This is a genomic window from Cupriavidus sp. HY129 (assembly GCF_059492215.1).
Genome location: NZ_CP083254.1, coordinates 210,192 through 235,056, shown reverse-complemented (window position 1 = coordinate 235,056; position 24,865 = coordinate 210,192). Strand labels below are relative to the sequence as shown.

General features: G+C 64.6%; 19 protein-coding genes. 3 read left to right on the top strand and 16 right to left on the bottom strand.

What is annotated here, in order from left to right; all coding sequences use genetic code 11:
* Positions 1-7: 7 nt before the first annotated feature.
* The 4 genes from K6G35_RS01120 to K6G35_RS01105 are packed head-to-tail and all read right to left on the bottom strand — an operon-like array spanning position 8 to position 4,974.
* Positions 8-1,084, bottom strand: coding sequence for a branched-chain amino acid ABC transporter permease (locus K6G35_RS01120; RefSeq protein WP_495676009.1), 1,077 nt, complete (start codon positions 1,082-1,084; stop codon positions 8-10).
* A gap of 12 nt (positions 1,085-1,096) precedes the next feature.
* Positions 1,097-2,011, bottom strand: a complete 915-nt coding sequence (locus tag K6G35_RS01115; protein ID WP_008641781.1) for a branched-chain amino acid ABC transporter permease — start codon at positions 2,009-2,011, stop codon at positions 1,097-1,099.
* Between the two features lie 40 nt (positions 2,012-2,051).
* The gene (locus K6G35_RS01110) at positions 2,052-2,993 is read right to left on the bottom strand and encodes an ABC transporter ATP-binding protein (RefSeq protein ID WP_008641783.1); all 942 of its coding nucleotides are present in this window, start codon (positions 2,991-2,993) and stop codon (positions 2,052-2,054) included.
* A gap of 16 nt (positions 2,994-3,009) precedes the next feature.
* Positions 3,010-4,974, bottom strand: coding sequence for an AMP-binding protein (locus K6G35_RS01105; RefSeq protein WP_495676008.1), 1,965 nt, complete (start codon positions 4,972-4,974; stop codon positions 3,010-3,012).
* Between the two features lie 256 nt (positions 4,975-5,230).
* Here K6G35_RS01105 and K6G35_RS01100 point away from each other — a divergent pair, with 256 nt between their 5' ends.
* On the top strand, positions 5,231-5,908 hold the full coding sequence (locus K6G35_RS01100) for a Crp/Fnr family transcriptional regulator (RefSeq protein ID WP_008641787.1): 678 nt from the start codon (positions 5,231-5,233) through the stop codon (positions 5,906-5,908).
* A gap of 3 nt (positions 5,909-5,911) precedes the next feature.
* On the opposite strand, the gene K6G35_RS01095 is transcribed toward K6G35_RS01100, so the two are convergent.
* From K6G35_RS01095 to K6G35_RS01075, 5 genes are all read right to left on the bottom strand, one after another.
* Complete coding sequence (locus tag K6G35_RS01095; protein WP_495676007.1) at positions 5,912-7,375, bottom strand: insecticidal delta-endotoxin domain-containing protein; 1,464 nt, start codon at positions 7,373-7,375, stop codon at positions 5,912-5,914.
* 183 nt (positions 7,376-7,558) lie between these two features.
* Positions 7,559-8,413, bottom strand: a complete 855-nt coding sequence (locus K6G35_RS01090; protein WP_008641790.1) for a 3-hydroxybutyryl-CoA dehydrogenase — start codon at positions 8,411-8,413, stop codon at positions 7,559-7,561.
* 57 nt (positions 8,414-8,470) lie between these two features.
* On the bottom strand, positions 8,471-8,908 hold the full coding sequence (locus tag K6G35_RS01085; RefSeq protein ID WP_008641792.1) for an HIT family protein: 438 nt from the start codon (positions 8,906-8,908) through the stop codon (positions 8,471-8,473).
* 89 nt (positions 8,909-8,997) lie between these two features.
* Positions 8,998-12,279 carry a fused isobutyryl-CoA mutase/GTPase IcmF gene (icmF, locus tag K6G35_RS01080; RefSeq protein WP_495676006.1) on the bottom strand — a complete coding sequence of 1,094 codons (3,282 nt, stop codon included), beginning with the start codon at positions 12,277-12,279 and terminating at the stop codon, positions 8,998-9,000.
* A 248-nt stretch (positions 12,280-12,527) separates the two neighbouring features.
* On the bottom strand, positions 12,528-12,866 hold the full coding sequence (locus K6G35_RS01075; RefSeq protein WP_035881290.1) for a DUF2917 domain-containing protein: 339 nt from the start codon (positions 12,864-12,866) through the stop codon (positions 12,528-12,530).
* Positions 12,867-13,026: 160 nt separating this feature from the next.
* Between K6G35_RS01075 and K6G35_RS01070 the strand changes: the two genes are divergently transcribed.
* On the top strand, positions 13,027-14,427 hold the full coding sequence (locus K6G35_RS01070; RefSeq protein WP_008641798.1) for an aminotransferase-like domain-containing protein: 1,401 nt from the start codon (positions 13,027-13,029) through the stop codon (positions 14,425-14,427).
* Here the strand turns inward: K6G35_RS01070 and bcaP are convergent, their stop codons facing one another.
* The 3 genes from bcaP to aptA form a co-directional block, all read right to left on the bottom strand.
* A complete protein-coding gene (gene bcaP / locus K6G35_RS01065) occupies positions 14,428-15,837 on the bottom strand; it encodes a branched-chain amino acid transporter BcaP (protein WP_024569293.1) in 1,410 nt (469 codons plus the stop codon).
* A gap of 197 nt (positions 15,838-16,034) precedes the next feature.
* Positions 16,035-17,552 (bottom strand): CoA-acylating methylmalonate-semialdehyde dehydrogenase, encoded by a 1,518-nt coding sequence (locus K6G35_RS01060; protein ID WP_008641802.1) that lies wholly within the window; start codon positions 17,550-17,552, stop codon positions 16,035-16,037.
* A gap of 40 nt (positions 17,553-17,592) precedes the next feature.
* The gene (gene aptA, locus K6G35_RS01055; RefSeq protein WP_495676005.1) at positions 17,593-18,924 is read right to left on the bottom strand and encodes an omega-aminotransferase AptA; all 1,332 of its coding nucleotides are present in this window, start codon (positions 18,922-18,924) and stop codon (positions 17,593-17,595) included.
* Positions 18,925-19,224: 300 nt separating this feature from the next.
* Between aptA and K6G35_RS01050 the strand changes: the two genes are divergently transcribed.
* Positions 19,225-20,670 (top strand): aminotransferase-like domain-containing protein, encoded by a 1,446-nt coding sequence (locus K6G35_RS01050; protein ID WP_008641807.1) that lies wholly within the window; start codon positions 19,225-19,227, stop codon positions 20,668-20,670.
* Between the two features lie 17 nt (positions 20,671-20,687).
* Here K6G35_RS01050 and K6G35_RS01045 read toward each other — a convergent pair whose 3' ends face one another.
* From K6G35_RS01045 to leuC, 4 genes are all read right to left on the bottom strand, one after another.
* Positions 20,688-21,275 (bottom strand): acyloxyacyl hydrolase, encoded by a 588-nt coding sequence (locus K6G35_RS01045; protein ID WP_040010832.1) that lies wholly within the window; start codon positions 21,273-21,275, stop codon positions 20,688-20,690.
* Positions 21,276-21,829: 554 nt separating this feature from the next.
* Complete coding sequence (locus K6G35_RS01040; RefSeq protein ID WP_495676004.1) at positions 21,830-22,708, bottom strand: alpha/beta fold hydrolase; 879 nt, start codon at positions 22,706-22,708, stop codon at positions 21,830-21,832.
* Between the two features lie 13 nt (positions 22,709-22,721).
* Complete coding sequence (gene leuD, locus K6G35_RS01035; protein ID WP_008641813.1) at positions 22,722-23,375, bottom strand: 3-isopropylmalate dehydratase small subunit; 654 nt, start codon at positions 23,373-23,375, stop codon at positions 22,722-22,724.
* On the bottom strand, positions 23,368-24,786 hold the full coding sequence (gene leuC / locus K6G35_RS01030) for a 3-isopropylmalate dehydratase large subunit (RefSeq protein ID WP_495676003.1): 1,419 nt from the start codon (positions 24,784-24,786) through the stop codon (positions 23,368-23,370). Before leuC ends, leuD begins: the two co-directional genes overlap by 8 nt.
* Positions 24,787-24,865 lie beyond the last annotated feature (79 nt).

The following is a 24,865-nucleotide window of genomic DNA, read 5'->3' as shown; positions in this document are numbered from 1 at the left end:
CACGGGACTAGTGCGGGAACGGCCACAGGCGCAGCTTCTCCTTGGCGATCTGCCAGAGGCGAGCCAGGCCATGCGGCTCGACGATCAGGAAGAAGATGATCAACCCGCCGAACACCATAAGCTGGATATGCGACACCGTGGCGTTCGTGAACGGCAGGTGCAGCGACGACGCCAGCGCGGGCAGCACGTTGTCGAGAAAGATCGGCAGCAGCAGGATGAATGCGGCGCCCAGGAACGAGCCCAGGATGCTGCCTACGCCGCCGATGATGATCATGAACAGGATGCGGAACGACAGATCGAGCGAGAAGCCGTCTGGCTCCACCGAGCCGAGATAGCAGAACGCATACAGCGCGCCGGCCACGCCGCAATAGAAGGAACTGACTGCGAACGCCAACAGCTTGGTGCGCATCAGCGGGATGCCGATCACCTCGGCCGCCACGTCCATGTCGCGCACCGCCATCCACGCGCGGCCCGTGGCCGAGCGCACCAGGTTCTTGGCGATCAGCGCCAGCACGGTGACGAGGCCCAGCACAAACAGATACTTCTTCACCGGGGTGTCGATCGCCACGCCAAACAGGTCGAGCCGCTGCGCCGTGATCACGCCCGAGGAACTGTTGTTCGACAACCAGGGAAACTTGGTCAGCGCCCACACCACGAAGAACTGCGCGGCCAGCGTGGCCACCGCCAGGTAGAAGCCCTTGATGCGCAGCGACGGCAGCCCGAACGCCACACCCACCACCGCCGCCGACGCGCCGGCCAGGATGAACGTCAGCAGCACCGGAATGCCTTCGATCCGAAGCTGGAAGTTGTAGGCCGCGTACGCGCCCACCGCCATGAATGCAGCCGTGCCGAGCGAGAGCTGGCCAGCGTAGCCGGTGAGAATGTTGAGCCCAAGCGCCGCCAGCGAGAAGATCAGGAACGGCGTCAGGATGGCGCTGAGCCAGTATTCGGTGCCGACGAACGGAATCGCCACAAACGCCACCGACATCAGCAGGGCAAAGAAGATGCGGTCCTGCCGGATCGGGAAAATCTGGCTGTCGGCAACGTAGCTGGTCTTGAACTGTCCGGATTCGCGATAAAGCATGTCGGCTCTCCGTCAGACGCGGTCGATGTGCTTCTCGCCGAACAGCCCCTCTGGCCGTACGAGCAGAAACAGCAACGCGAACACATACGGGAACCAGCCTTCGATCCCCCCGAAATTGCCGCCGAACACCGACTGGAACACCGGCGGGATGTAGATCTCGGCCAGCTTCTCCGATGCGCCGATGATCAGCCCGCCCACGATCGCGCCGGGCACCGACGTGAAACCCCCGAGAATCAGCACCGGCAGCGCCTTGAGCGCGGTCAGCGTCAGCGCGAACTGCACACCATTGCGCGAGCCCCACAACATGCCGGCCACCAGCGCCACGAATCCGGCCACGCCCCAGACGATGGCCCAGATGTTCTGCAGCGGAATCCCGAGCGAAAGCGCGGCCTGATGGTCGTCCGCCACCGCGCGCAGCGCGCGGCCGACCTTGGTGTACTGGAAGAACAGCGCCAGCCCCCCCACCAGCACCGCCGCAATCAGCGCGGCGGCCAGATCGAACTTCGACACGACGATGTTGAAGCGCGTCAGGATCGATTCGATCGGCTCGTCGACGATGCCGAGCTGGATCGGGCGCACCTCGTTGCCGAATAGCAGCGGCCCCAGCCCCTCCAGGAAGAACGACAGCCCGATCGTGGCCATGAACAGCGTGATTGGCGGCTGGTTGACCAGCTTGCGCAGCACGAAGCGCTCGGTGCTCATGCCGACGATGATCATGACGATGAACGCGCCGATCACGGCGGCCCACATCGGCAAACCCTTGTCCATCAACCCGACCACGGCAAGCGCGGCGAAGTAGACCATCGCGCCCTGCGCGAAGTTGAACACGCCGGACGCCTTGTAGATCAGCACGAAGCCCAGTGCCACGAGCGAGTACATCAGTCCTGACAGCAAGCCGCCGATCAGGATTTCGAAGAAGAAACTCATCGCCGCTATCCTCTCAATGCTCTCTATGACCCCGGGGCGCTCAGTGCGCCGTGCCGAGATATGCGCGAATCACGTCCGGGTTCGACTTGACCTCATCGGGCGTGCCATCGCCGATCTTCTTGCCGTAGTCGAGCACCACCACGCGGTCGGAGATATCCATCACCACGCCCATGTCGTGCTCGATCAGCACAATGGTGGTGCCGAACTGATGGTTCACGTCCAGGATGAAACGGCACATGTCCTGCTTCTCTTCCACGTTCATGCCCGCCATCGGTTCATCGAGCAGCAGCATCGACGGTTCCGCGGCCAGCGCGCGCGCCAGCTCCACGCGCTTCTGCAGGCCGTAAGGCAGCCTGCCGACCGGTGTCTTGCGGATCGCCTGGATTTCGAGAAAGTCGATCACCTCTTCGACCTTGCGGCGATGACGCATCTCCTCGGCGCGTGCCGGCCCCCACCACAGCGCGTGCGCGAACACGCCCGTGCGGAACTGCGTGTTGCGGCCGGTCATGATGTTGTCCAGCACGGTCATGCCCTTGAACAGCGCGATGTTCTGGAACGTCCGGGCGATGCCCTGCCGCGCCGCTGCCGTGGGATGCATCTGGCGACGCTCCTGCCCACGAAACACGATGCGGCCCTGCTGCGGGTGATAGACGCCGTTGATCACGTTCAGCATCGAGCTCTTGCCCGCGCCGTTCGGGCCGATGATTGCGCGGATCTCGTGCTCGCAGACGTCGAACGAGATATCGGTCAGCGCCTTCACGCCGCCGAACGACAGCGAAATGTTCTGCAGATCGAGAATCACGTCGCCGCGCGTGCGGACGTGGGACGTCGATTCTGGCTCGCGCGCACTGTCGGGCCGCGGGCTGTCGCCGTGCGTGCCCTCCACGTGCCCGGCCGGAGCAATCGCGCCCGGCGGCACCAACGTGCCTGTGGCGTCCACGCGGGCCATGCCGCCTTGCCACGCTGTCTGGGTGACCGTCATGCCATACCCTCCGTGCTCACGCCGCGCGCGCGCCGCCTACGGGCGGGAAGCGCTTCACATCCACCAGCTTCAGCGTGGACGACACGCTGCCCTCGCGCCCATCCTCGAACTTCACGCGCGTCTCGATGAACTGCTCGGGCTTGCCCGCATAGAGCGCGTCGACCAGCACGCCGTACTTCTCCGCGATGAAGCCGCGCCGCACCTTGCGCGTGCGCGTGAGTTCGTCGTCGTCCGGATCGAGTTCCTTATGCAGGATCAGGAAGCGTGCGATCTGCGACCCAGCCAGCATCGCATCGGCGGCCAGATCGGCGTTCACCTGCTCGACGCATTCGGCGATCATCGCGATCACGTCGGGCTGGGCAGCCAGGTCGACGTAGCCCGCATAGGGCAGATGGCGGCGCTCGGCCCAGTTGCCCACGGCGTCGAAGTCGATATTGATAAACGCGCAGACCCGGTCGCGGTCGGTACCGAAGGCCACCGCTTCCTTGATGTACGGGAAGAACTTGAGCTTGTTTTCGATGTACTTGGGCGCGAACATCGAGCCATCGGCCAGCTTGCCCACGTCCTTGGCCCGGTCGATGATCTTGAGGTGCCCGTCGGCATCGATCACGCCGGCGTCGCCAGTCAGGAAGTAGCCCTCGTCATTGATCGCCTCGCGTGTGGCGTCGTCGCGCTTGTAGTAGTTCTTGAGCAGCCCCACGCCGCGCACCAGCACTTCGCCGTTCTCGGCGATGCGGATCTCCATGCCTGGGGCGGCCGGTCCCACCGTATCGAACTTGACCTGTCCGTCCGGCTGCAGGCAGACGTACGCGCAGGTTTCGGTCTGGCCGTAGAACTGCTTCAGATTGATGCCGATCGAGCGATAGAAGCGGAACAGGTCCGGACCAATCGCCTCGCCTGCCGTGTAGCCCACGCGGATGCGGCTCATGCCAAGCACGTTGCGAAGCGGGCCGTAGATCAGCGCTTCACCCAGCGCGTAGCGCAGACGATCCAGCGTCGCTACCGGCCGCTTGTCGAGGATGTCCGCGCCGCAACGGCGCGCCACGTTCATCGCCCATTGAAAGAGGCGGCGCTTGACCCAGCCCGCGTCCTCCATGCGAATCATGACCTGCGTCAGCAGCCCTTCATAGATGCGCGGCGGTGCGAAGTAGTAAGTCGGGCCGATCTCGCGCAGATCTGTCATCACGGTCTCGCGAGACTCCGGGCAGTTCACTGTGAAGCCTGCCACCAGCGCCTGCGCGTACGAGAACAGGTTGTCGCCTACCCAGGCCATCGGCAGGTACGACAGCACGTCGTCATCGGCACCAAGGCCATCGAACTGGCAGCCGTTACGGGCCGAGCCAATCAGGCCCGCATGCGAGTGGCATACGCCCTTCGGTTTGCCAGTGGTGCCGGATGTATAGAGGATGATGGCCGTGTCTTCCGGCGCGCCGGCCTGCACTGCCGCGTCAAAGAATCCGGGGTTCGCGCGGTCGAACTCGCGGCCGATCTCCTGCACGCGTTCGTACGAAAGCAGCGACGGGTGATCGTAATCGCGCAGTCCGCGTGGGTCTTCGTAGATCAGGTGGCGTACCGCGCGGCCTCGCGCGGCGAGCTGCGATTCCACTTCGAGCAGCTTGTCGACCTGTTCCTGGTCCTCGACGATCGCGAACTCGATCTCCGCATCGTCGAGCACATAGATCATCTCGTTGGCGATCGCGTCCTGGTACAGCGGCACCGGAATGCCTCCCAGCGCCTGGGCGGCGGTCATGGCCCAGTACAGACGCGGACGGTTATCACCGACCACGGCCAGGTTCATGCCGCGCCGGAAGCCCAGCGCCGCGAGCCCACAGGCGAGTGCCCTTACCTCGTTCGCGGTCTGCGCCCAGCCATATGTCTGCCAGATACCGAGATCCTTCTCGCGATAGGCCGGATGATCGGGCCGCTGCGTGGCGTGCGCCAGCAGGCATCGCGGGAAGGTCGTTGCCGACGATTCCTGCATCGCTGTCTCCTCTCCACCATCGGACGCAGGGTTGGTTCCCTACGGGCCACGCCGGGTATCAAGCCCCTAGACCGGTCGTTATACTGGGCACGTCACATGCGGCGCTGCCGCACTGCATCATGCCTGCCTTGCCTGTTAGTGCGATCGCATCTGAATGTGCTGGCAAAGGCCGGTTCCGCGTGATCGTAAGATAGCCGATGCCATCCCCCGGGGTTGTCACGCCGATGACAATTCCGGGTTAATCCCTACGATTGAGATGACCGCCACCAACAACGACTTCATCGACCGATGCGCCTGGGCCATCAACCTGAGCCCCGAACAGCGCGCGCGTGTCAAACGTGTGACTGCGGTGCGCGAGTACAGCCAGGGCGAGTATGTCTGCCACAAGGGCGAGATGGCCGAGCACTGGCTCGGCGTCGTGGAGGGCGTGGTCAAGATCACAACTGTCTCGCCGTCGGGCAAGTCGGTCACGTTCACGGGCGTGCCCACGGGCGGATGGTTTGGCGAAGGCGCGGTGCTCAAGCACGAGATCCGCAAGTACGACGTCATGGCGCTGCGCCGGTCACGCATCGCCTTCATTCCCATCGAGACTTTTCAGTGGTTGCTGGATACCAGCCTGCCGTTCACGCGATTTCTGCTGATGCAACTCAATGACCGGCTTGGCCAGTTCATCGCGGCGGTCGAATACGAACGGCTGCTCGACATCGATTCGCGCGTGGCGCGCGCCGTGTCGTCGCTGTTCAATGAGAGCCTCTATCCCGGCATTGGCACCACGCTCGAAATCTCGCAGGAAGAGATCGGACTGCTCGCCGGCATCTCGCGTCAGCGCGCGAACCAGGCCCTCAAGGTGCTGGAACAGCAGGGGCTGGTACGCGTGGATTATGGTGTGATCGAAGCACTCGATCTGGAGGGACTGCGGCAGTATGGGGAATGACGATCAGCGTGCGCTGCGCAGCCAATTCCAGTACGCGTCGCGCTGCTCCTGCAGCCTCCGCGAGATGCCGCTACTGCGCAGCAGCCGTGTGTTGAGGTCCTCGCCGGTCGACGTGATATAGAGCAGATCGCGTGTGCGTTGCGGCACATCGTCGGGATCGCGGCTGAAGCCAATCACCAGACAACCGAGATCGTTTTGGTAGAACCGGCTGCGCGTCCACATCGTCAGCGTCGTGAGCTTGCGCCCGGACGGTACCGGCACATCCTCCATCGGCGCACGCAGGTCCGTGCGATTCCACAATGTCAACGACGTGCCGTCGTCTAGCTTGAGCACCAGCGTCAGCGGGATACTGCCGCTGCGTATCGATGCGCCAACGATGTTGAAGCGCGCTCCGCCCACCGGGGCGGGAATGGTCACGGTACGCGTCTCCACGCCGGGAGCGCGATTGGCAATGATGCCAACGACGTCGGTGCGCCTGCCGCCGAACACCATCGGCCCCATCGCCGACGGGTAACGCACATCCACGACACGCGGCGTGCCGTTGAAGTATTCAATGTAGATGCTCGAAGGATTGGCGAGTGGCCGCGCGAACGGCGTGGTCACGCCATCGGCCCAACCCCGAGCGGTATTGTCCCAATTGTCGGCCGTACCATACGCTTTGCTGTACACATCTTCGTACGGCAGGTCATGCACGGGGCCTGGATGCGTCACCGGGTCCATCGCCGCCACGAGTACGCGGAAGTCCGACAACAGCGTGATGCGTTGCCACGCGAACGGTTGCCAGTAATTGTGGATGTTCGTGCGATGCTGGCCGGGACTCGTCGGCGCTTGCTCGGCTAGTCGTTTGCGCTCGGCCTGCGCCACATCGTCGAGATACTGACCATAGTCCTGCGCTGTGTCGGTGGCCAGCTTGACATAGCTCTCATAGACCTTCGCGTTCCAGCTCCAGTCCTTGCCGTTCAGGGCGACGTCACGCAACAGCACCATATGTAATTGCGCGAATACCGCGAAAAGCGGCGCGATTTTCCACTGGAAATCGGGATTACGGAATTCCCGCGAAGCGGCGACCATCGACGTATTGGTCGCGACGAATTGCATCATCATGTTCTGCGTGTCGCCCGTCGAGGCGGCCGATACGTAGAGCTTGAGCGTATCGGCGATACCGTTGAGCTTCTGCTTGAGAAGACTGAAGACGGCCTCCTCGATCTTCTGGTTGATCAACGCTTCCACGCGCCCGCGGATATCGTCCCAGACATCTCGATTCCAGGGCCAGAGCAAACCCAGCAATGCCGAGGCGGACGAACCGACAACCGGAATCTCGCCAAGCAGCACCTGAAGCACCGCCTTGAGATCCTCCAGCGGATCCGTGATATCGGGGTCCTTGAAGTCGGAACGCAGCGAGTCCCCCGGTTCCGTTGCATGGCAGCCGGTGGCTGCCGCCACACCCATTGCGGGAATGGCTATCAAAATCTCGCGCCTCGTTACCATCATCACCACCACATCGAGTACATGTGCAGCGATGCTACTTCCCAGTGCGACCCAACATTCGCGAACAATTGACGTGTGGCAAACTATTGGCTCATCGTTATTCGCGGCCCCTTCTCGCCGTGGCGGAAGGGGCCGGATCAGCGCGCAACGCGCGCCTGAGACTTACTTGCTGTACACGTACACGCCACGGCCGGTCTTGCGGCCCAGATAGCCTGCGGCCACCATTTCGCGCATCAGCATGGCCGGACGGTACTTCGGATCGGCGAACTCGGTGTAGAGCACTTCCATAACGGCAAGCATCGTGTCCAGGCCGATCATGTCGGCCAGCGCCAGCGGGCCGATCGGATGATTGCAGCCGAGCTTCATGCCTTCGTCGATTTCCTCGGGCGAGGCCAGGCCTTCACCAAGCACGCAGAACGCTTCGTTGATCATCGGGCAGAGAATGCGGTTGACCACGAAGCCCGGGCTGTTCTTGACCGTGATCGGGTACTTGCCCAGACGCTTGGCGAGGTCCTCGACGTCGGCGTGCGCGGCATCGCTGGTCTGCAGGCCACGAATCAGTTCGACCAGCGCCATCATCGGCACCGGGTTGAAAAAGTGCATGCCGATGAAGCGGTCCGCGCGCGACGTCACGGCGGCCAGCTTGGTGATCGAGATCGACGAGGTGTTCGACGCGACGATCACGTCGGGGCCGACGATGCCGTCGATCTGCTTCAGGATCTTGACCTTCAGGTCGAAGTTTTCGGTGGCCGCCTCGATCACGATGTCGGCGCGCTTCAGATCCTCGTACGACGTGCTGCCGTGGATACGTGCCAGCGCCGCGGCCTTGTCCGCCTCGGTGGCCTTTTCCTTCTTGATCAGGCGGTCGAGGCTGCCCGCCACGGTGGCGATGCCCTTCTGGACGGCGGCGTCGCTGATGTCGATCATCACCACGTCGATGCCGACCACCGCGCAGGCCTGCGCAATGCCGTTACCCATCGTGCCGGCACCAACGATGCCCACTGTCTTGATTGCCATGTCTGTCTTCCTTCCTTCAGTTTCCAGTTGTTTGGAGATTCGTATTTCCAGGCGCGCTCAGCCCTTGAGCTTCGCCAGCGCGGCAATGACGCGCTCGGCATGCTGCTTGAGCACGGCCATGTCCTGTTGCTGGCGTGCATGGCCGCGCAGCGGCTGGTCCACGTAGCGCGGCACGATATGGAAGTGGATGTGCGGCACGGTCTGGCCGGCCGCTGCGCCATTGAACTGGCTGATCACCACGCCATCGGGCTGAAAGGCCTCGCGCACGCCACGCGCGACGATCTGCGTCGCGCGGATCGCCGCGGCCGCGCCGGCCTCGGACAGGCCGAACACGTCGACGGCCTGCTCCTTCGGCACAACGAGTGTGTGACCGTCTGATTGCGGCATGATGTCCATGAACGCAATCGTGTCCGCGTCTTCATAAACCTTGAAGCACGGGAGTTCGCCGCGCAGGATGCGCGCGAAGATGTTGTTGCTGTCGTACTCGGCCTGCATGGGTGTCTCGTTTTTTCAAGCGGAACGCTGAGTGTAGCCCCAGCGTCCGCCGCCGTGAACCGCCCCACCCATTATTTCCATCGACGCAATTACATATTGCGCCGGTACTGCCCACCGACCTCGAACAGCGCGTGCGTGATCTGCCCCAGCGAGCACACGCGCACCGCGTCCATCAGCACGGCAAAGACGTTCCGATTGTCGATCACGGCCTGACGCAGCCTTGCCAACATCGCCTCCGCATCGGCCTGGTGCGCCCCATGGAATTCCGTCAGGCGGTGCAACTGGCTCTGCTTCTCGTCCTCGCTGGAGCGGGCCAGTTCCAGCGTTTGTGGCGTCGGGTCCCCGTTCGGATTGCGGAACGTGTTCACGCCGATGATCGGCAAGGTGCCGTCGTGCTTGAGCTGTTCGTAGTACAGCGATTCCTCCTGAATCTTGCCGCGCTGGTAGCCGGTTTCCATCGCGCCCAGCACCCCGCCGCGCTCGGCGATGCGCTCGAACTCCTGCAGCACGGCCTCCTCGACGAGATCGGTCAGTTCCTCGATCAGGAAACTGCCCTGATTCGGGTTCTCGCACTTGGCCACGCCCCATTCGCGATTGATGATCAGCTGGATCGCCAGCGCCCGGCGCACCGATTCGGCCGTCGGGGTGGTGATGGCTTCGTCATAGGCGTTGGTGTGCAGCGAATTGCAGTTGTCGTAGATCGCGATCAGGGCCTGCAGCGTGGTGCGGATGTCGTTGAAATCGATCTCCTGCGCGTGCAGTGACCGGCCCGATGTCTGGATGTGGTACTTGAGCTTCTGGCTGCGGTCGTTGGCGCCGTACTTGTCGCGCATCGTCACCGCCCAGATGCGGCGTGCCACGCGGCCCAGCACGCTGTACTCCGGGTCCATGCCGTTCGAGAAGAAGAACGACAGGTTGGGCGCGAAGTCGTCGATATGCATGCCGCGCGCCAGATAGGCCTCGACATACGTGAAGCCGTTGGCCAGCGTGAAGGCCAGTTGCGAAATCGGATTCGCGCCGGCTTCGGCGATGTGATACCCCGAGATCGACACGGAGTAGAAGTTGCGCACCTGATGGTGGACGAAGTACTCCTGGATGTCCCCCATCACCTTGAGCGAGAACTCGGTCGAGAAGATGCACGTGTTCTGGCCCTGGTCTTCCTTCAGGATGTCAGCCTGTACCGTGCCACGGACGTTCTGCAGCACCCACGCGCGGATCTTCGCTTCCTCGTCGGCCGTCGGATCGCGGCCGTTATCGGCACGAAAACGGTCGATCTGCTGGTCGATGGCCGTGTTCATGAACATCGCCAGGATCGTGGGCGCCGGGCCGTTGATCGTCATCGAGACCGACGTGGACGGGTTGGTCAGGTCGAAGCCATCGTAGAGAACCTTCATGTCCTCGAGCGTGGCGATCGACACGCCGGAGTTGCCCACCTTGCCGTAGATGTCCGGCCGCTCGTGCGGGTCTTCACCGTAGAGCGTGACCGAGTCGAACGCCGTGGACAGCCGCTTGGCGTCCATGCCTTCGGAAACGAGCTTGAAGCGGCGATTGGTGCGGAATGCATCGCCCTCGCCCGCGAACATGCGCGTGGGGTCCTCACCCTCGCGCTTGAACGCGAACACGCCGGCCGTGTATGGGAAGCTGCCGGGCACGTTCTCGCGCATCAGCCACTTCAGGATCTCGCCTTCGTCCTCGAAGCGCGGCAGCACCACCTTGCGGATCTTGGTGCCCGACAGCGTGGTGCTGATCAGGCCGGTGCGGATTTCCTTGTCGCGAATCTTCACGACGTATTCGTCGCCGCTGTAGGCCTGCTGCATCTGCGGCCACATCGCCAGCAGCTTGCGCTCCACGGCGCCAAGCGAGGCGTCGCGTTCGCTGGCCAGCGTCTCGAGCGCGGCACTTTCGTGCCCGGCGCCCTGCAGCATGTCATGCGCCGCACGCAGTTGCTGGCGCTCCCGCGCCAGTTTGCTCTGGGCGGCCACGCGGCGATGGTAGGCCCGCACCGTATCGGCCAGTTCCGCCAGATACCGGCTGCGCGCAGGCGGCACGATCACATTCTGGCCGGTCGAGATCCGGCCTTCCAGATTCGGCAGTGTGCCCGGCTTCAGACTCATGCCACGCGCGCCCAGCGCCCCCACCAGTCCCTGGTAGAGCATGGTCACGCCATCGTCATTGAAGCGCGATGCCTGCGTGCCATAGACCGGCATGTCCTCGGCCCGGCTGTGCCATTGCTCGCGGTTGCGCTGCACCTGCTTGGCCACGTCGCGCCAGGCGTCCTGCGCGCCCTTGCGGTCGAACTTGTTGATGGCCACGAAGTCGGCGAAGTCGAGCATGTCGATCTTCTCGAGCTGGCTGGCCGCGCCGAATTCCGGCGTCATCACGTAGAGCGACAGGTCGACGTGCGGCACGATGGCTGCGTCGCCCTGGCCGATGCCTGATGTCTCCACGATCACGAGATCGAAACGCGCCGCCTTGCACGCGGCGATGACGTCGGGCAGCGCCTGAGAGATCTCGGAGCCAGCCTCGCGGGTGGCCAGCGAACGCATGAAGATGTTCGGGTGGTTGATCGCATTCATGCGAATGCGGTCGCCCAGCAGCGCGCCACCCGATTTGCGGCGCGACGGGTCGATCGAGATCACGGCGATCGAAAGCGCGTCGTCCTGATCAAGCCGGAAGCGTCGAATCAGTTCATCGGTCAGCGATGACTTGCCCGCGCCGCCCGTGCCGGTGATGCCCAGCACCGGCACGGCCGCGGCCTTCGCCTGGGCATGCAGTGCGCTGACCAGTGCCGGGTCCGCCTTGCCGTTCTCGAGCGCGGTGATCAGTTGTGCCAGCGCGCGGCGGTCGCCGGCGGCCACGGCGTCGAGCGTGGTGGGTGCGTAGCGCGTCAGGTCGATATCGCAACGCTGCGCCATGTCGGTGATCATGCCGGCCAGACCCATGCGCTGGCCGTCCTCGGGACTGTAGATGCGGGCCACGCCGTAGGCCTGCAGCTCGCGGATCTCGTCCGGCACGATCACGCCGCCGCCGCCGCCGAACACCTGGATGTGCTCGCCGCCGTGCTCGCGCAGCAGATCGATCATGTATTTGAAGTATTCGACGTGCCCGCCCTGATAGCTGGAGATGGCGATGCCCTGCACGTCTTCCTGCAGCGCGGCCGTGACGACCTCTTGCACGGAGCGGTTGTGGCCGAGGTGGATGACTTCACACCCCTGCGACTGAAGGATGCGCCGCATGATGTTGATCGAGGCGTCGTGGCCGTCGAACAGCGACGCCGCGGTGACAAAGCGCACCTTGTTGGCCGGTCCCCGGCCAGGCGCTGCCTGCGGCTTGGCGGCCGCGGTCCTGCTCACATCAGAAAGATCAGTCATTGTCTCCACCGCTCTGTTTTGTGGCTGGCTGCCGCACGCCGGTGGTTCTGACGACCACGTTGACGAGGGCCGGACGATTATATGACGTTTACGTTAACGTAAGGCAAGGCGCGCGCGTAAGCTCGGTCGCCATGGCGGCATCGTCGCGCAGAGGAGGGACTGGGTGAAGCGGCCTGATGGCCACGAACGCCCGTCAGGCGGGCGTCCGGGTCTCGACAGTGAAGCCGTGGCGGCGAATCAGGGGCGAATCAGGCGCTGATCCGCGGGCAGTCGCCGAAGGCGGCGGTCTTGTGCTCGCCCCAGCGGCGGGCAAGCTGGCGGGTGATGAAGACTGCGCGCCGCAACGACCACGGGGCCGGGGATTCAGTCAGCAGGAACCGCGACCCGGGTACGTCGCCCGACAGCCAGACGCGCGCGCCTTCCGGCAACGTCATGACATCGCCGGGCCGCAGCCAGATATCGGCCAGATGCCCTTCCACAGTCAGCCACAGCCGGCCTTCCAGCGCGGTGACGCTGTGACCGTGCCGGGCACGCCACGTCACGGGTTGGTCGGGTTCTTCAAGCTCAAATGTCCTGAGTTCGCGCATGGGTGTCTCCTGATCTTGCCGGCGCGACGGTGAGGATTCCGGTGACGCCGCGCCACGCTTCCATTATTCACGGCGCGGACTACAATCCCATGCACAGTTCCGAACAGTTTTCATTGAACTGTTCAGTAGTTTTTGCTGACAGTTGCCGCTGCCGCCTCCTATGAGACTCATACTAGACCCCTCCACCGGCGTACCGCTGACCGAACAGATCGTGCTGGGCGTGAAGGCCTGGATCAGCTCGCGGGAAGCGCTGCCCGGGGCACGTCTGCCGTCGATCCGGCAAATGGCCGCCGAGCACGGCATCAGCCGTTTCCCGGTTATCGAGGCATACGACCGACTGGTCTCGCAGGGGTTGGTCGATTCGCGGCAAGGCTCGGGCTTCTACGTCGCGGATAGCACGCTGGCCGGGCGCAGCGGACGCGGCTGGTCCGACCCGAGTCTGGCGGAGGACCTGTCGCTCCATATCATCGACCAGTTCCACCACCCCAGTGGCACGCTGAAGCTGGCTGGCGGCTTCGTGCCCGAGGAATGGCGCGATGTGGAGGGCCTGACGCAGGCCATTCGTCACATCACGCGCCACGACATCGACAGCGTGATCCACTACGCCACGCCGCTGGGTCATCCGGAACTGCGCAAGCAGGTGCTGACGCGCGTGCGGCAGGTCGGCATCCAGGCCGAGTTGTCTCAGATCCTGATCACGACGGGCGCAAGCCAGGCGCTCGACCTCGTGGCGCGCCACCTGCTCAAGCCCGGCGATACCGTGTTCGTGGAAGACCCCGGCTACTACAACCTGTTTGGCTTGCTGCGCATGCAGGGCGTGCAGCTCGTGGGCGTGCCGCACACGCCGAACGGGCCTGACCCCGAGGCCTGCGAGCGCCTGCTGCGTGATCACAAGCCGAAGCTGTTCTTCACGAACAGTGTGCTGCAGAACCCAACCGGCTCCACGCTGGCGCCACCGGTGGCATTCCGGCTGCTCGAACTGGCACGCAAGCACAACTTCCGTTTCGTGGAAGACGACATCTTCTCGGACTTCCAGCTCAACTTCACCGACCGGCTGGCCACGCTCGACCAGCTCGAGCACGTGATCTACGTTGGCGGGTTCTCGAAGACGGTGTCGGCGGCGCTGCGCGTGGGCTACATCGTTGCAGACAAGGCGCTGGTCAAGGACCTGATCGACGTGAAGGTGCTGACGAGCGTGGCGGGCTCCCATTTCGCCGAAGCCGTCACCGCGACGATGCTGGAGCGCGGCAACTACCGCAAGTACGTGGAGCGGCTGCGCGTACGCACGCGCGAAGTCACGGCCGATGTGGTCAAGCTTCTGGGCCAGTACAACTGGGACGTGTTCTGCGAGCCGGCAGGCGGCAATTTCCTGTGGGCGCGTCCGCGCGGCATCGAGGACTCGCGCGAACTCGTCACGCTGGCCGAAAACCACGGCGTGGCGCTGGCGCCGGGACACTTCTTTCGCCCCGGCGGCGAGACCACGGCGTGGGTGCGCATCAACTCGGCCTACGCGGGCGATCCCCGCGCACGCGCGTTCCTCGAAGACGCCGGCAGCCGCTGATCAGCCCTCGGCGTCGCCGCCGTGGTTGTGCAGCACCGCGTTGCGGCGCGAGTAAGCGAAGTAGATGATCAAGCCCAACCCGATCCAGCACAGGAATGCGATCCAGGTCAGCGCCTGCAGATGGGCCATCAGGAACAGGCAGAAGCCAACGGCCAGCAGCGGCACCACGGGCACGCCCGGGCAGCGGAAGCCGCGCCGCAAATCTGGGCGCGTGCGGCGCAACACAAGGATCGCGATCGAGATCAGCGTGAACGCGGCCAGCGTGCCGATGTTGATCAGTTCGGCCAGTACGTTCAGCGGCACGAAGGCGGCGATCGCCGCGAACACGATGCCGACGGTCCACGTGGCCGTGTACGGCGTGGCATGAACCGGGTGCACCGTCGATAACGCCTCCGGCAGTAGCCCGTCGCGCGACATGGCGAAGATGATCCGCGTCTGGCCGTAGGTCATCACCAGAATCACGGTGGTCATGCCGAGGATGGCGCCCAGATCAACAAACCCGGCCACCCAGTTCTGCCCCGCGTACTGCAGCGCCAGCGACACCGGATGGTCGACGCCCTCGAACTTCATGTACGGCACGATGCCGGTCATGATGGCCGCCACGGTCACGTAAAGGATGGTGCATACCGCCAGCGAGCCGATAATGCCGATCGGCAGGTCACGGCGCGGGTTGCGCACCTCCTCGGCGGCCGACGTCACCGCATCGAACCCGATAAACGCGAAGAAGACGAGCGCGGCGGCGTTGAAGACGCCGGTCATGCCGAACGGCGCGAACGGCTGCCAGTTGGCGGGCTTCACGTGCCAGACGCCGACGGCGATGAACAGCAGCACGACGCTGATCTTGATTGCCACCATCACGTTGTTGAGTCGCGCCGACTCCTTGACGCCGTATGAAACGATCCAGGTGATCGCCAGCATGATCAGGCAGGCGGGCAGGTTGAACAGCGTGTGTTCACCGGGCACCGCGCCCGGCGCGGCAGTCAGCGCGGTCGGCAGATGGATGCCGAACCCGGCGATCAGTGACTGGAAGTAGCCGGACCACCCCACTGACACCGCCGATGTGGCCAGCCCGTATTCGAGCAGCAGGTCCCAGCCGATCATCCACGCCACGATCTCGCCGAGCGTGGCATAGCTATAGGTGTAGATCGAACCCGATACCGGGATCGCGGAAGCGAACTCCGCATAGCACAGCGCCGCGAAGCCGCAGGCCATGGCCGCGATCACGAACGACACCGTCAGCGCGGGGCCCGCGGTCAGCGCGCCAGTACCAGTCAGCACGAAAATCCCCGTGCCGATGATGGCCCCGATACCCATCAGCACCAGATCCACCGCCCCCAGCACCTTTCGCAATCCGTCGTGCTCGCTGACTTCCAGCATGGCGTCGATGTTTTTGGTGCGAAAGAGACTCATGGCGTGGCTCCGGCAAAAAGTCCGTGTAAGGACTATAGGTTGTGCGGAATCCGCCAGCGGTCTGGGCTGCGCATCTTTTGAACGGCAGCGGCACCGGCGGAAGGGCGGCATGATACTCGCAAAAGAAACTCGCAAAAGAAAAGGGCGCCCCCGAAGGGACGCCCGATCCAGCCGACAATCGCCGTGCGCTGACGCCGTTACTTCGCCACCGGCATCGTGAACTCCGCACCCTTGGCGATGCTGTCCGGCCAGCGTTGCATCACGCTCTTGTAGCGTGTGTAGAAGCGCACACCTTCCTCGCCGTAGGCATGGTGATCGCCGAACAGCGAGCGCTTCCAGCCACCGAACGAATGCCACGCCATCGGCACCGGAATCGGCACGTTGATGCCGACCATGCCCACCTGGATCTGACGCGCGAAAGCGCGTGCGATGCCGCCGTCGCTGGTGTAGCACGACACGCCATTGCCAAACTCGTGGCGATTGATCAGATCCACCGCCTCGGCAAAGTCGTGCACGCGCACCACCGACAGCACCGGACCGAAGATCTCTTCCTTGTAGATCGTCATGTCCGGCTTGACGTTGTCGAACAGCGTGCCACCGACGAAGAAGCCGTTCTCGTGACCGTCCACCTTGTGGCCGCGGCCATCGGTCACCAGCTTCGCGCCTTCGGCCACGCCCTTGGCGATATAGCCCTCGACCTTCGCCTTGTGCGCGGCGGTCACCAGCGGACCCATTTCGGCGTCATCCTCCATGCCGTTGCGGATCTTCAGCGTGGCCGCGCGCTCGGCCAGACGCGGCACCAGACGGTCGGCCACGTCGCCAACGGCCACGGCCACCGAGATCGCCATGCAGCGCTCACCGGCTGAGCCGTACGCCGCGCCAACCAGCGCGTCCACGGCCTGATCGAGATCGGCGTCGGGCATCACCACCAGGTGGTTCTTCGCGCCGCCCAGCGCCTGCACGCGCTTGCCGTGCTTCGTGCCTTCCGTGTAGATGTACTCGGCGATCGGCGTGGAGCCGACGAACGACAGCGCCTGCACGTCCGGGTGCGCCAGCAGCGCGTCGACGGCGACCTTGTCACCCTGCACCACGTTGAACACGCCATCGGGCAGACCGGCCTGCTTGAGCAGGTCGGCGATCAGCAGGCTCGGCGACGGATCGCGCTCGGACGGCTTCAGCACAAACGTGTTGCCGCACGCCAGGGCCACCGGGAACATCCACATCGGCACCATGACCGGGAAGTTGAACGGCGTGATGCCGGCCACCACGCCCAGCGGCTGGCGCAGGTTCCAGTTGTCGATGCCACCGCCGATGTTGTCGGTGAAGTCGGTCTTGAGCAGGTTGGGGATGCCGCAGGCGAATTCCACCACCTCGATACCGCGCGTCACCTCACCCTTGGCATCGGAAAACACCTTGCCGTGCTCACGCGTGATCAGCGCGGCCAGGTCGTCGTGATGGCGGTCGAGTAGTTCCTTGAACTTGAACAGGATGCGGGCGCGGCGCAGCGGCGGCATCTCCGCCCATGCTGGGGCCGCGGCCTTGGCGGCGGCGACTGCTGCCGCCACGTCATCGGCTGAGCCCATGGCCACGCGCGCGGCCACTTCGCCCGTGGCAGGGTTGAACACATCGGCAAAGCGGTCCGTGCCCGCACGGCGCACGGTCCCGCCAACGTAGTGATGGATTTCGGCGATCTGCCGGTTTTCTGCAATGTTCACTGCGGTCTTCCTCGTTGTCTCTGGCGCTCTGGGGCGGGTCTTACTTGATGCTATGCAAGGCCTGGCGCACGGTGTCGAACATCTGGTCGATCTCGGCCTCCGAAATAATCAGCGGCGGCGAGAACGCCAGGATATCGCCCGTGTAGCGTACCAGCAGACCCAGCTCCAGGCATTTCAGGAATGCCTCGTAGGCGCGTGCGCCCGGCGCGCCGGGTCGCGATTCCAGTTCCACGCCCGCCACCAGGCCAAGGTTGCGGATGTCCTTCACATACGGCGCACCACGCAAGCCGTGGACGGCCGACTCGAACTTCGGCGACATCTCGGCCGCGCGTTCGAACAGCTTGTCGCGCTTGTAGAGGTCGAGCGTGGCGATACAGGCCGCCATCGCCAGCGGATGGCCCGAGTACGTGTAACCGTGCGGCAGCTCGATGCCGCCTTGCGGCGTGGCGTTGATCACCGCGTCATGCACTTCGCGGCGCACAGCCACGGCGCCCATCGGCACGGCGGCGTTGTTGATGGCCTTGGCCATGGTGATCAGGTCCGGCGTCACCTTCAGACGCTCGGCGCCGGTTGCGGCGCCCAGGCGGCCGAATGCGGTGATCACTTCGTCGAAGATCAGCAGGATGCCGTGCTTGCTGGTGATCTCGCGCAGTTTTTCCAGATAGCCGATCGGCGGAATCAGCACGCCGGCCGAACCGGCCATCGGCTCCACGATCACAGCGGCGATGTTCGAGGCATCGTGCAGCGCGACCAGCCGCTCGAGTTCTTCGGCCAGATGGGCACCCCATTGCGGCTGGCCCTTCGAGTACGCGGCCTCTGCGATGTTCAGCGTGGCCGGCAGGTGATCGGTGCCGGGCATCACATTGGCCGACCACATCTTGCGGTTCGGCCCGATACCGCCAACGCCCATGCCGCCGAAGCCCACGCCGTGGTAGCCGCGCTCGCGGCCGATGATGCGCGTGCGCTGGCCTTCGCCACGGGCACGGTGATAGGCCAGCGCGATCTTCAGCGCGGTATCGACCGATTCGGAACCGGAGTTCGTGAAGAAGATGCGGTCCAGCCCCTGCGGCATCAGCGACGCCACCTTGGTCGCCGCTTCGAATTCGAGCGGGTGGCCCATCTGGAACGGCGGCGCGTAGTCGAGCGTGGCGGCCTGTTGCGCGATCGCCTCGACGATTTCCTTGCGGGCGTGGCCCGCGGCCACGCACCAGAGGCCGGCGCAACCGTCCAGGATCTGGCGACCGTCATGGGTCGTGTAGTACATGCCGCTGGCCGATACCAGCAGGCGCGGCGCGGACTTGTACTGGCGATTGGCCGTAAAGGGCATCCACAGGGATTCGAGATCGGGGATCACGGTCTTGGCGGCGTCCATACATTCTCCTGATGGCGGTGTGAGGCGTTGTGGGGCGGTGTGGGGCGAAGCCGGGCTCATTTCGGGAGTTCGGCCACGGTTTCGGGCAACTCTACCGGCGGGGTCTGGCATCAAGAATATACGGTCGCGAGATCGACGCCTTACCGTACAGTTTAGGAAGCTCAAACCGTACAGGTACACCACATCACACGACGCGAGCGGAAGGCCCCGTGTTGGCACTGGAATAAGGGTTCACGCTGCAACGCATCAATCCGCCGTACCCGCTACACTGTACAGGTTTCGTTCTCTTGCGGGCGTCGAATGCTCAACCTGAACCTTGTTCGCAGCCGCCGGGGCGGCGAGACGCTGACCGAACAGATCGTCGCCGGCATCGCCGCGCTCGTGGACAGCCGGGCCCTGCGGGCCGGCGCGTTGCTACCGTCGGTGCGTCGCTTCGCCCAGCAGCACGATGTCAGCACCTTCACCGTCGCCGAGGCCTATGGCCGGCTGACAGCGCTCGGGTATCTCGCGGCCCGCCCCGGCTCCGGCTACACGGTGGCACACCGGCACGCCCCAGCCGGCCATGCGCGCGCGCCACACTGGGAGGCCCCGGGACTCAACGCGGCCTGGCTGCTTTCCGATGTATTCGCCGACCACTCCGTGCCGATCAAGGCGGGGGCTGGCTGGCTGCCCGGCGACTGGCTCAACGAGGAAGGCTTGCATCAGGCCATGCGCAGCGCGGCGCGCGTGCCGGCCGCGCAGGTGTCTGGATACGGCCATCCCTACGGCTTCGGCGCGCTGCGCGAGCATATCGCCGCGCACCTGAGCCAGTACGGCATTCCGGCGCGATCGCAACAGGTGGTGCTGACCCAGGGCGCCACGCAGGCGCTGGATCTGGTCGTGCGCACACTGCTGCGCCCCGGCGACACGGTACTGGTGGAGTCGCCGTGCTACTGCAATCTGCTGCAGATCCTTCGGCTGGCGGGCCTGCGCGCGATCGGCGTGCCGCGCACGGCTGCGGGCCTCGACACGGACGCGCTCGAAGACGCCATTCGCCAGCACTCGCCGCGTGCGCTGTTCATCAACACGGTGCTGCAGAACCCCACCGGCGCGAGCCTGACCAGCATGAACGCGTTCCGCGTGTTGCAGATCGCGGAGCAGCACCGGCTACTGGTGGTGGAAGACGACATCTATCGCGAACTGGCGCCGGCCGGGTCGCCGATGCTCGCGGCAATGGACGGGCTCTCGCAGGTGGTCTATGTGAACGGTTTCTCGAAGACGATCGCGCCGTCGCTGCGCGTCGGCTATCTGGCCGCAAGCCCGGATCTGGCCAAGGCCTTCGCACGCACGAAGATGGCCGTGGGACTGACGTCCTCGGAAGTGACCGAGCGGCTCGTGTATTCGGTCCTGACCAGCGGGCACTATGGCCGGCACGTGGCGGCGCTCGCCGAGCGGCTACGCGCCCAGCAGGATCTGGTGACCGAGAAGATGGACGCGCACGGCCTGGAGGTCCTGCTGCGCCCCGAAGGCGGGATGTTCGCGTGGGCACGCATGCGAGATGCCGACGGGCCCGCGCCGTCGGGCAACAGGCTGGCCACGCTTGCGCTGGAGCACGGTATCTGGCTGGCGCCCGGCGCCTACTTCGAGCCCGGCGAAGCCGATTCGCCCTGGATTCGCTTCAATGTGGCGACCAGCGACGCACCGCAGTTGTGGGACTTCTTCGATGCGGTACGCACCGATCAGGGCGCGTTGGCGCGCGCCGCCTGATCAGCCGGCCGTCCGAATCAGAAGCGATAGCGCACGTACCCGGTGTACAGATTGGTGCCCGGGTTCGGTTCCTTGATGCCGGCGTTCGAGATGTGCTGGAAGCGCATGCCCACTTCGGTCGCGGCATTCTTGCCGAACCCCACACCCAGGCCGACCATGTCGCCAAACTGGAAGGCTGTGCTGAAATTGTGCTGGTCTGACGTCGACGTGTGCGTCAGCAGGCGCAAGCCCACGCCGGCTTCCAGGAACGGCACGAAGTAGCCGCCGCGCTTTTCCACACGCAGGATCGGCGTCAGGCCGAACTCCATCAGGTTCTGGCGATTGGTGCCGCTGCGCGCGTCCCAGTAGCCCATGTTGGCTTCCGCCTGCAGCCTGAACAGCCATCCATCGGGATTGCCGTACTGGATTGGCGTGTTGAAGTTGACCGCGATTTCGTACTTGTTGATGCCATGGTCGGTATCGCGCGCGAACGCGGCCTGCACGGCCGGGTGCGCCCAACCGACCAGTTCCTCGGCGCTGGCCGCCGAACTGGCGCCCGCCACCAGTGCGGCGACAGCCAGAAGGCGTACGGAGGGTAGCTTGCGGAACAGGGAAACTGGGGGCATGTGATGTTCTTGTTGTTCTGTCTTCTTGTTCATGGACATGGAAGAGAGATTGGCTCGGCAACGGACATCGAAGGGAACTGCATAGGCAGCCATGCCGGCTGAAGCACTCTACCGCTCAGATGGCGGTCAAGCCCAGAGTCGCTCCACCAACCAGCTCGCGGCGACACAGATTCCGAGCCAGACGGCAAGACAGCTTGCAATAAATCGGTACGTCATTGTGAAAACTAACAGCAGTAAAGGGGTCTTGGAATGAATTTTTGCTGCACATTATACATCCATCCATGAATGTATGTTTGCGCAGGTTGTCGCGCATGTTGACACGACAACATCCGACTCATCAAAGAACCATCTGGCCGCCATCATGCCAGCGTAGGACATATGCTGCACAACGGCGGTTAAACATGAAGATCAAAAAAATTGGAGATAGTGCGAGGCGGGATATGGTGGGCCTACGCGAGCGCGATCGGCGCGAATCACACGCCGATGCCGACAATCCCTCTCCCGGCTGACTGCGGGAGAGGGATAAACATCGTGGAATCAACAGGTTGCCTTGCTCAGGCGCGCAGGAACGGGAGCACTTCCGCCAGCAGTTGCTCCGGGACTTCCTCGGCGATGTAGTGCCCGCATGGCAGTGCATGACCGGTCACACGGCGCGCGACCTTGCGCCATTCTTCAAGTGGCTGAAAACACTTTCCGACAGCCCCGTCGGCTCCCCACAACGCCAGCATCTCGCATTCGATCATGCGGCCAGCCGCGATATCGGCGCGGTCGTGATCGAGATCGATGCCCGCGCTGGCGCGATAGTCCTCGCACAGTCCATGCGCCGCGCCCGGCTGGCGCAGCCCGCGCAGGTATTCGGCCAGCGCCTCGTCGGTGAACGGCGCCAGGCCGGCGCTGCGGCTACCCATGGTCTGGCGCAGGTAAAGCTCGGGGTCGGCCTCGATCAGGGTCTCCGGGAACGGCGCGGGACGGATCAGGAAAAACCAGTGATAGTAGGCCCGGGCAAACGCCTCGTTGGTCTGCGCGTACATCGCCAGCGTCGGGGCGATATCGAGCGTCACGAGCTTCTCCACAGCCTGCTGATGATCGACGGCCAGCCGGTGCGCCACGCGCGCGCCGCGGTCGTGAGCGAGCACGCGGAAACGCTCGAAGCCGAGTGCCCGCATCACCGCCATCTGATCGGCCGCCATCGTCCGCTTGCTGTAGTTGCTGTGGTCGGGCAGACCCGCCGGCTTGTCGCTATCGCCGTAGCCACGCAGGTCGGTGGCCACCACCGTGAAATGCCGGGCCAGTTCACCGGCCACCTTGTGCCAGATCACATGCGTCTGCGGATGGCCGTGCAACAGCAGCAGCGGCGGACCGTCTCCGCCGACCACCGCGTGGATCGCCACGCCGTTGTGATCGATGCGGTGGGTCGTGAATCCTTCGAACATCGTGTCTCCTCCATCAGCCAGCCATACGGCCGAGCCGTGCCATGGTAGTCGCGGCCACGTCGCGTAGCCAGGGGTTGTCCGCGTGGTGCCGGCTTGCGAATGCCGCAATCGCATCGGCGTGCGTCAACGACATGCCGATGACATCGAGGCCGAGCCGGAACATGTCGAGGTGGCGCGGCGAGAGCGAGAACGCCTTGGTGAATTCGCCGGCACGGACCGTCATGGTCGACAGGTCGATACGGATCGACGCCGGCGCCACGGGGTCACTCACGGCCGCCATGATCTGGTCGACATCCGCCTGCGGCAGCGCCACCAGCAACAACCGGTTGTTCATCGCGTTCGAGTAGAAGATCTCGCCGAAGCTCGGCGCGATGACCGCGCGGATGCCATATTGCTGCAGCCCCCAGACCGCATGCTCGCGGCTCGAACCGCAGCCGAAGTTCGGCCCGGCGACCAGCACGCGCGTGTCGCGCCACGCCGGCTGGTTCAGTACAAAGTCCGCGCGCGGGGCGCCGTTCGCGTCGAAACGCATGTCGTGAAGCAGTCCGCGGTCGAGCCCCGCCTTGTCGATGCCACGCAGGAATTGCTTCGGCATGATCTGGTCGGTATCCAGGTTCGGCAGCGGTAGCGGCGCGCCGACACCTTCGATCGTCGTGATGTCATCCATGTTGGATCTCCAGTTCCCGCACGTCGGTGATGCAGCCGGTAACAGCCGCGGCGGCTGCCATGGCCGGGCTCATCAGGTGCGTGCGTCCGGCACGGCCCTGGCGGCCCTCGAAGTTTCGGTTGGTGGTCGACGCGCAGCGCTCGCCCGGCGCCAGCACGTCGTCGTTCATCGCGAGGCACATCGAACAGCCGGGCTTGCGCCATTCGAATCCAGCATCGATCAGCAAGGCCGCGATGCCCTCGGCTTCAGCCTGATCGCGCACGGCGCCGGAGCCCGGCACCACCATTGCACGCACGCCCGGCGCCACCCTGCGGCCGCGTACCACGGCGGCCACCTGGCGCAAGTCCTCGATGCGGCCGTTCGTGCAGGAGCCGATAAACACCCGCTGCACGGGCAGCCCCTGCAGCGACACTCCGGGCGTCACGCCGATGTATTCAAGCGCGCGCTCGGCGGAGACGCGGGCGATGCTGTCTCCGGCGTCGGCCGGCTGCGGCACCGGGGCGCTCACGGGAATCGCCTGATCCGGGCTCGTGCCCCAGGTGACAAACGGCTCGACCGCAGCGGCATCGAATGCCAGTTCGAGATCGAAGCCGGCATCGGCATCCGACCGCAGCCCGGCCCATGCCCGGCGCGCGGTTTCGGCCATGTCGGCGTCGATGTCTGGCGCCCGGCGCAGGACATAGTCGATCGACGTGGCATCGGGCGCGATCAGTGCCCCGCGCGCGCCCGCCTCCACGGTCATGTTGCACAGGGTCATGCGCGCTTCCATCGACAACGCGCGGATCGTGCTGCCGGTGAACTCCACCACGTAGCCACGCGCGCCCTGCGCGCTGATGCGCGAGATGATGTGGAGAATCAGGTCTTTCGATGTCGTGCCCGATGGCAGCGGGCCATCCACGCGGATACGCATGTCGCGCGCCAGCCGGTAGACCAGCGTCTGCGTGGCCAGCACGTGCTCCACCTCGGAGGTGCCGATGCCGAAGCCCAGCGCGCCGAATGCGCCGTAGGTGGTGGTATGGCTGTCGCCGCAAAGCACGACCATGCCGGGCCGGATCATGCCGTGCTCGGGCGCGATCACATGCTCGATACCCTGCAGCGGATCGTTGGTATCGAACAGCGGAATACCGTGCAGGTCGCAATTACGTTTCAGGTTGCGGGCCTGCAGCGCCGAGGCGGGATCCTGGATCACGCGCGGGGATTCCGCGTGAGTCGGGATGATGTGATCGACCACGGCCAGGTTCTGGCCCGGCGCCGCCAGCTTGCGGCCCTGCTCGGCGAGCCCGGCGAACGCCTGCGGACTCGTGTACTCGTTCATGATGTGGAGATCCGCGTACAGCAGCACGTTGTCCGCATCGAGCGTGACGACCGTGTGCGAGTCCACGAGCTTCTGATATAGCGTGCGACCGGTCATGGCATTGGCTGGGTGAATGCAATTCGAATGAATGAATGCACGCAGTCTAATCGCGGAATCCATCGCTATAATTTCGCCA

What these genes read in the sequence shown, in the direction of transcription:
- K6G35_RS01120 (WP_495676009.1), bottom strand. Translation starts at nt 1,084, where the DNA reads ATGCTTTATCGCGAATCCGGACAGTTCAAGACCAGCTACGTTGCCGAC.
- K6G35_RS01115 (WP_008641781.1), bottom strand. Translation starts at nt 2,011, where the DNA reads ATGAGTTTCTTCTTCGAAATCCTGATCGGCGGCTTGCTGTCAGGACTG.
- K6G35_RS01110 (WP_008641783.1), bottom strand. Translation starts at nt 2,993, where the DNA reads ATGACGGTCACCCAGACAGCGTGGCAAGGCGGCATGGCCCGCGTGGAC.
- K6G35_RS01105 (WP_495676008.1), bottom strand. Translation starts at nt 4,974, where the DNA reads ATGCAGGAATCGTCGGCAACGACCTTCCCGCGATGCCTGCTGGCGCAC.
- K6G35_RS01100 (WP_008641787.1), top strand. Translation starts at nt 5,231, where the DNA reads ATGACCGCCACCAACAACGACTTCATCGACCGATGCGCCTGGGCCATC.
- K6G35_RS01090 (WP_008641790.1), bottom strand. Translation starts at nt 8,413, where the DNA reads ATGGCAATCAAGACAGTGGGCATCGTTGGTGCCGGCACGATGGGTAAC.
- K6G35_RS01085 (WP_008641792.1), bottom strand. Translation starts at nt 8,908, where the DNA reads ATGCAGGCCGAGTACGACAGCAACAACATCTTCGCGCGCATCCTGCGC.
- icmF (WP_495676006.1), bottom strand. Translation starts at nt 12,279, where the DNA reads ATGACTGATCTTTCTGATGTGAGCAGGACCGCGGCCGCCAAGCCGCAG.
- K6G35_RS01075 (WP_035881290.1), bottom strand. Translation starts at nt 12,866, where the DNA reads ATGCGCGAACTCAGGACATTTGAGCTTGAAGAACCCGACCAACCCGTG.
- K6G35_RS01070 (WP_008641798.1), top strand. Translation starts at nt 13,027, where the DNA reads ATGAGACTCATACTAGACCCCTCCACCGGCGTACCGCTGACCGAACAG.
- bcaP (WP_024569293.1), bottom strand. Translation starts at nt 15,837, where the DNA reads ATGAGTCTCTTTCGCACCAAAAACATCGACGCCATGCTGGAAGTCAGC.
- aptA (WP_495676005.1), bottom strand. Translation starts at nt 18,924, where the DNA reads ATGGACGCCGCCAAGACCGTGATCCCCGATCTCGAATCCCTGTGGATG.
- K6G35_RS01050 (WP_008641807.1), top strand. Translation starts at nt 19,225, where the DNA reads ATGCTCAACCTGAACCTTGTTCGCAGCCGCCGGGGCGGCGAGACGCTG.
- K6G35_RS01045 (WP_040010832.1), bottom strand. Translation starts at nt 21,275, where the DNA reads ATGCCCCCAGTTTCCCTGTTCCGCAAGCTACCCTCCGTACGCCTTCTG.
- K6G35_RS01040 (WP_495676004.1), bottom strand. Translation starts at nt 22,708, where the DNA reads ATGTTCGAAGGATTCACGACCCACCGCATCGATCACAACGGCGTGGCG.
- leuD (WP_008641813.1), bottom strand. Translation starts at nt 23,375, where the DNA reads ATGGATGACATCACGACGATCGAAGGTGTCGGCGCGCCGCTACCGCTG.
- leuC (WP_495676003.1), bottom strand. Translation starts at nt 24,786, where the DNA reads ATGACCGGTCGCACGCTATATCAGAAGCTCGTGGACTCGCACACGGTC.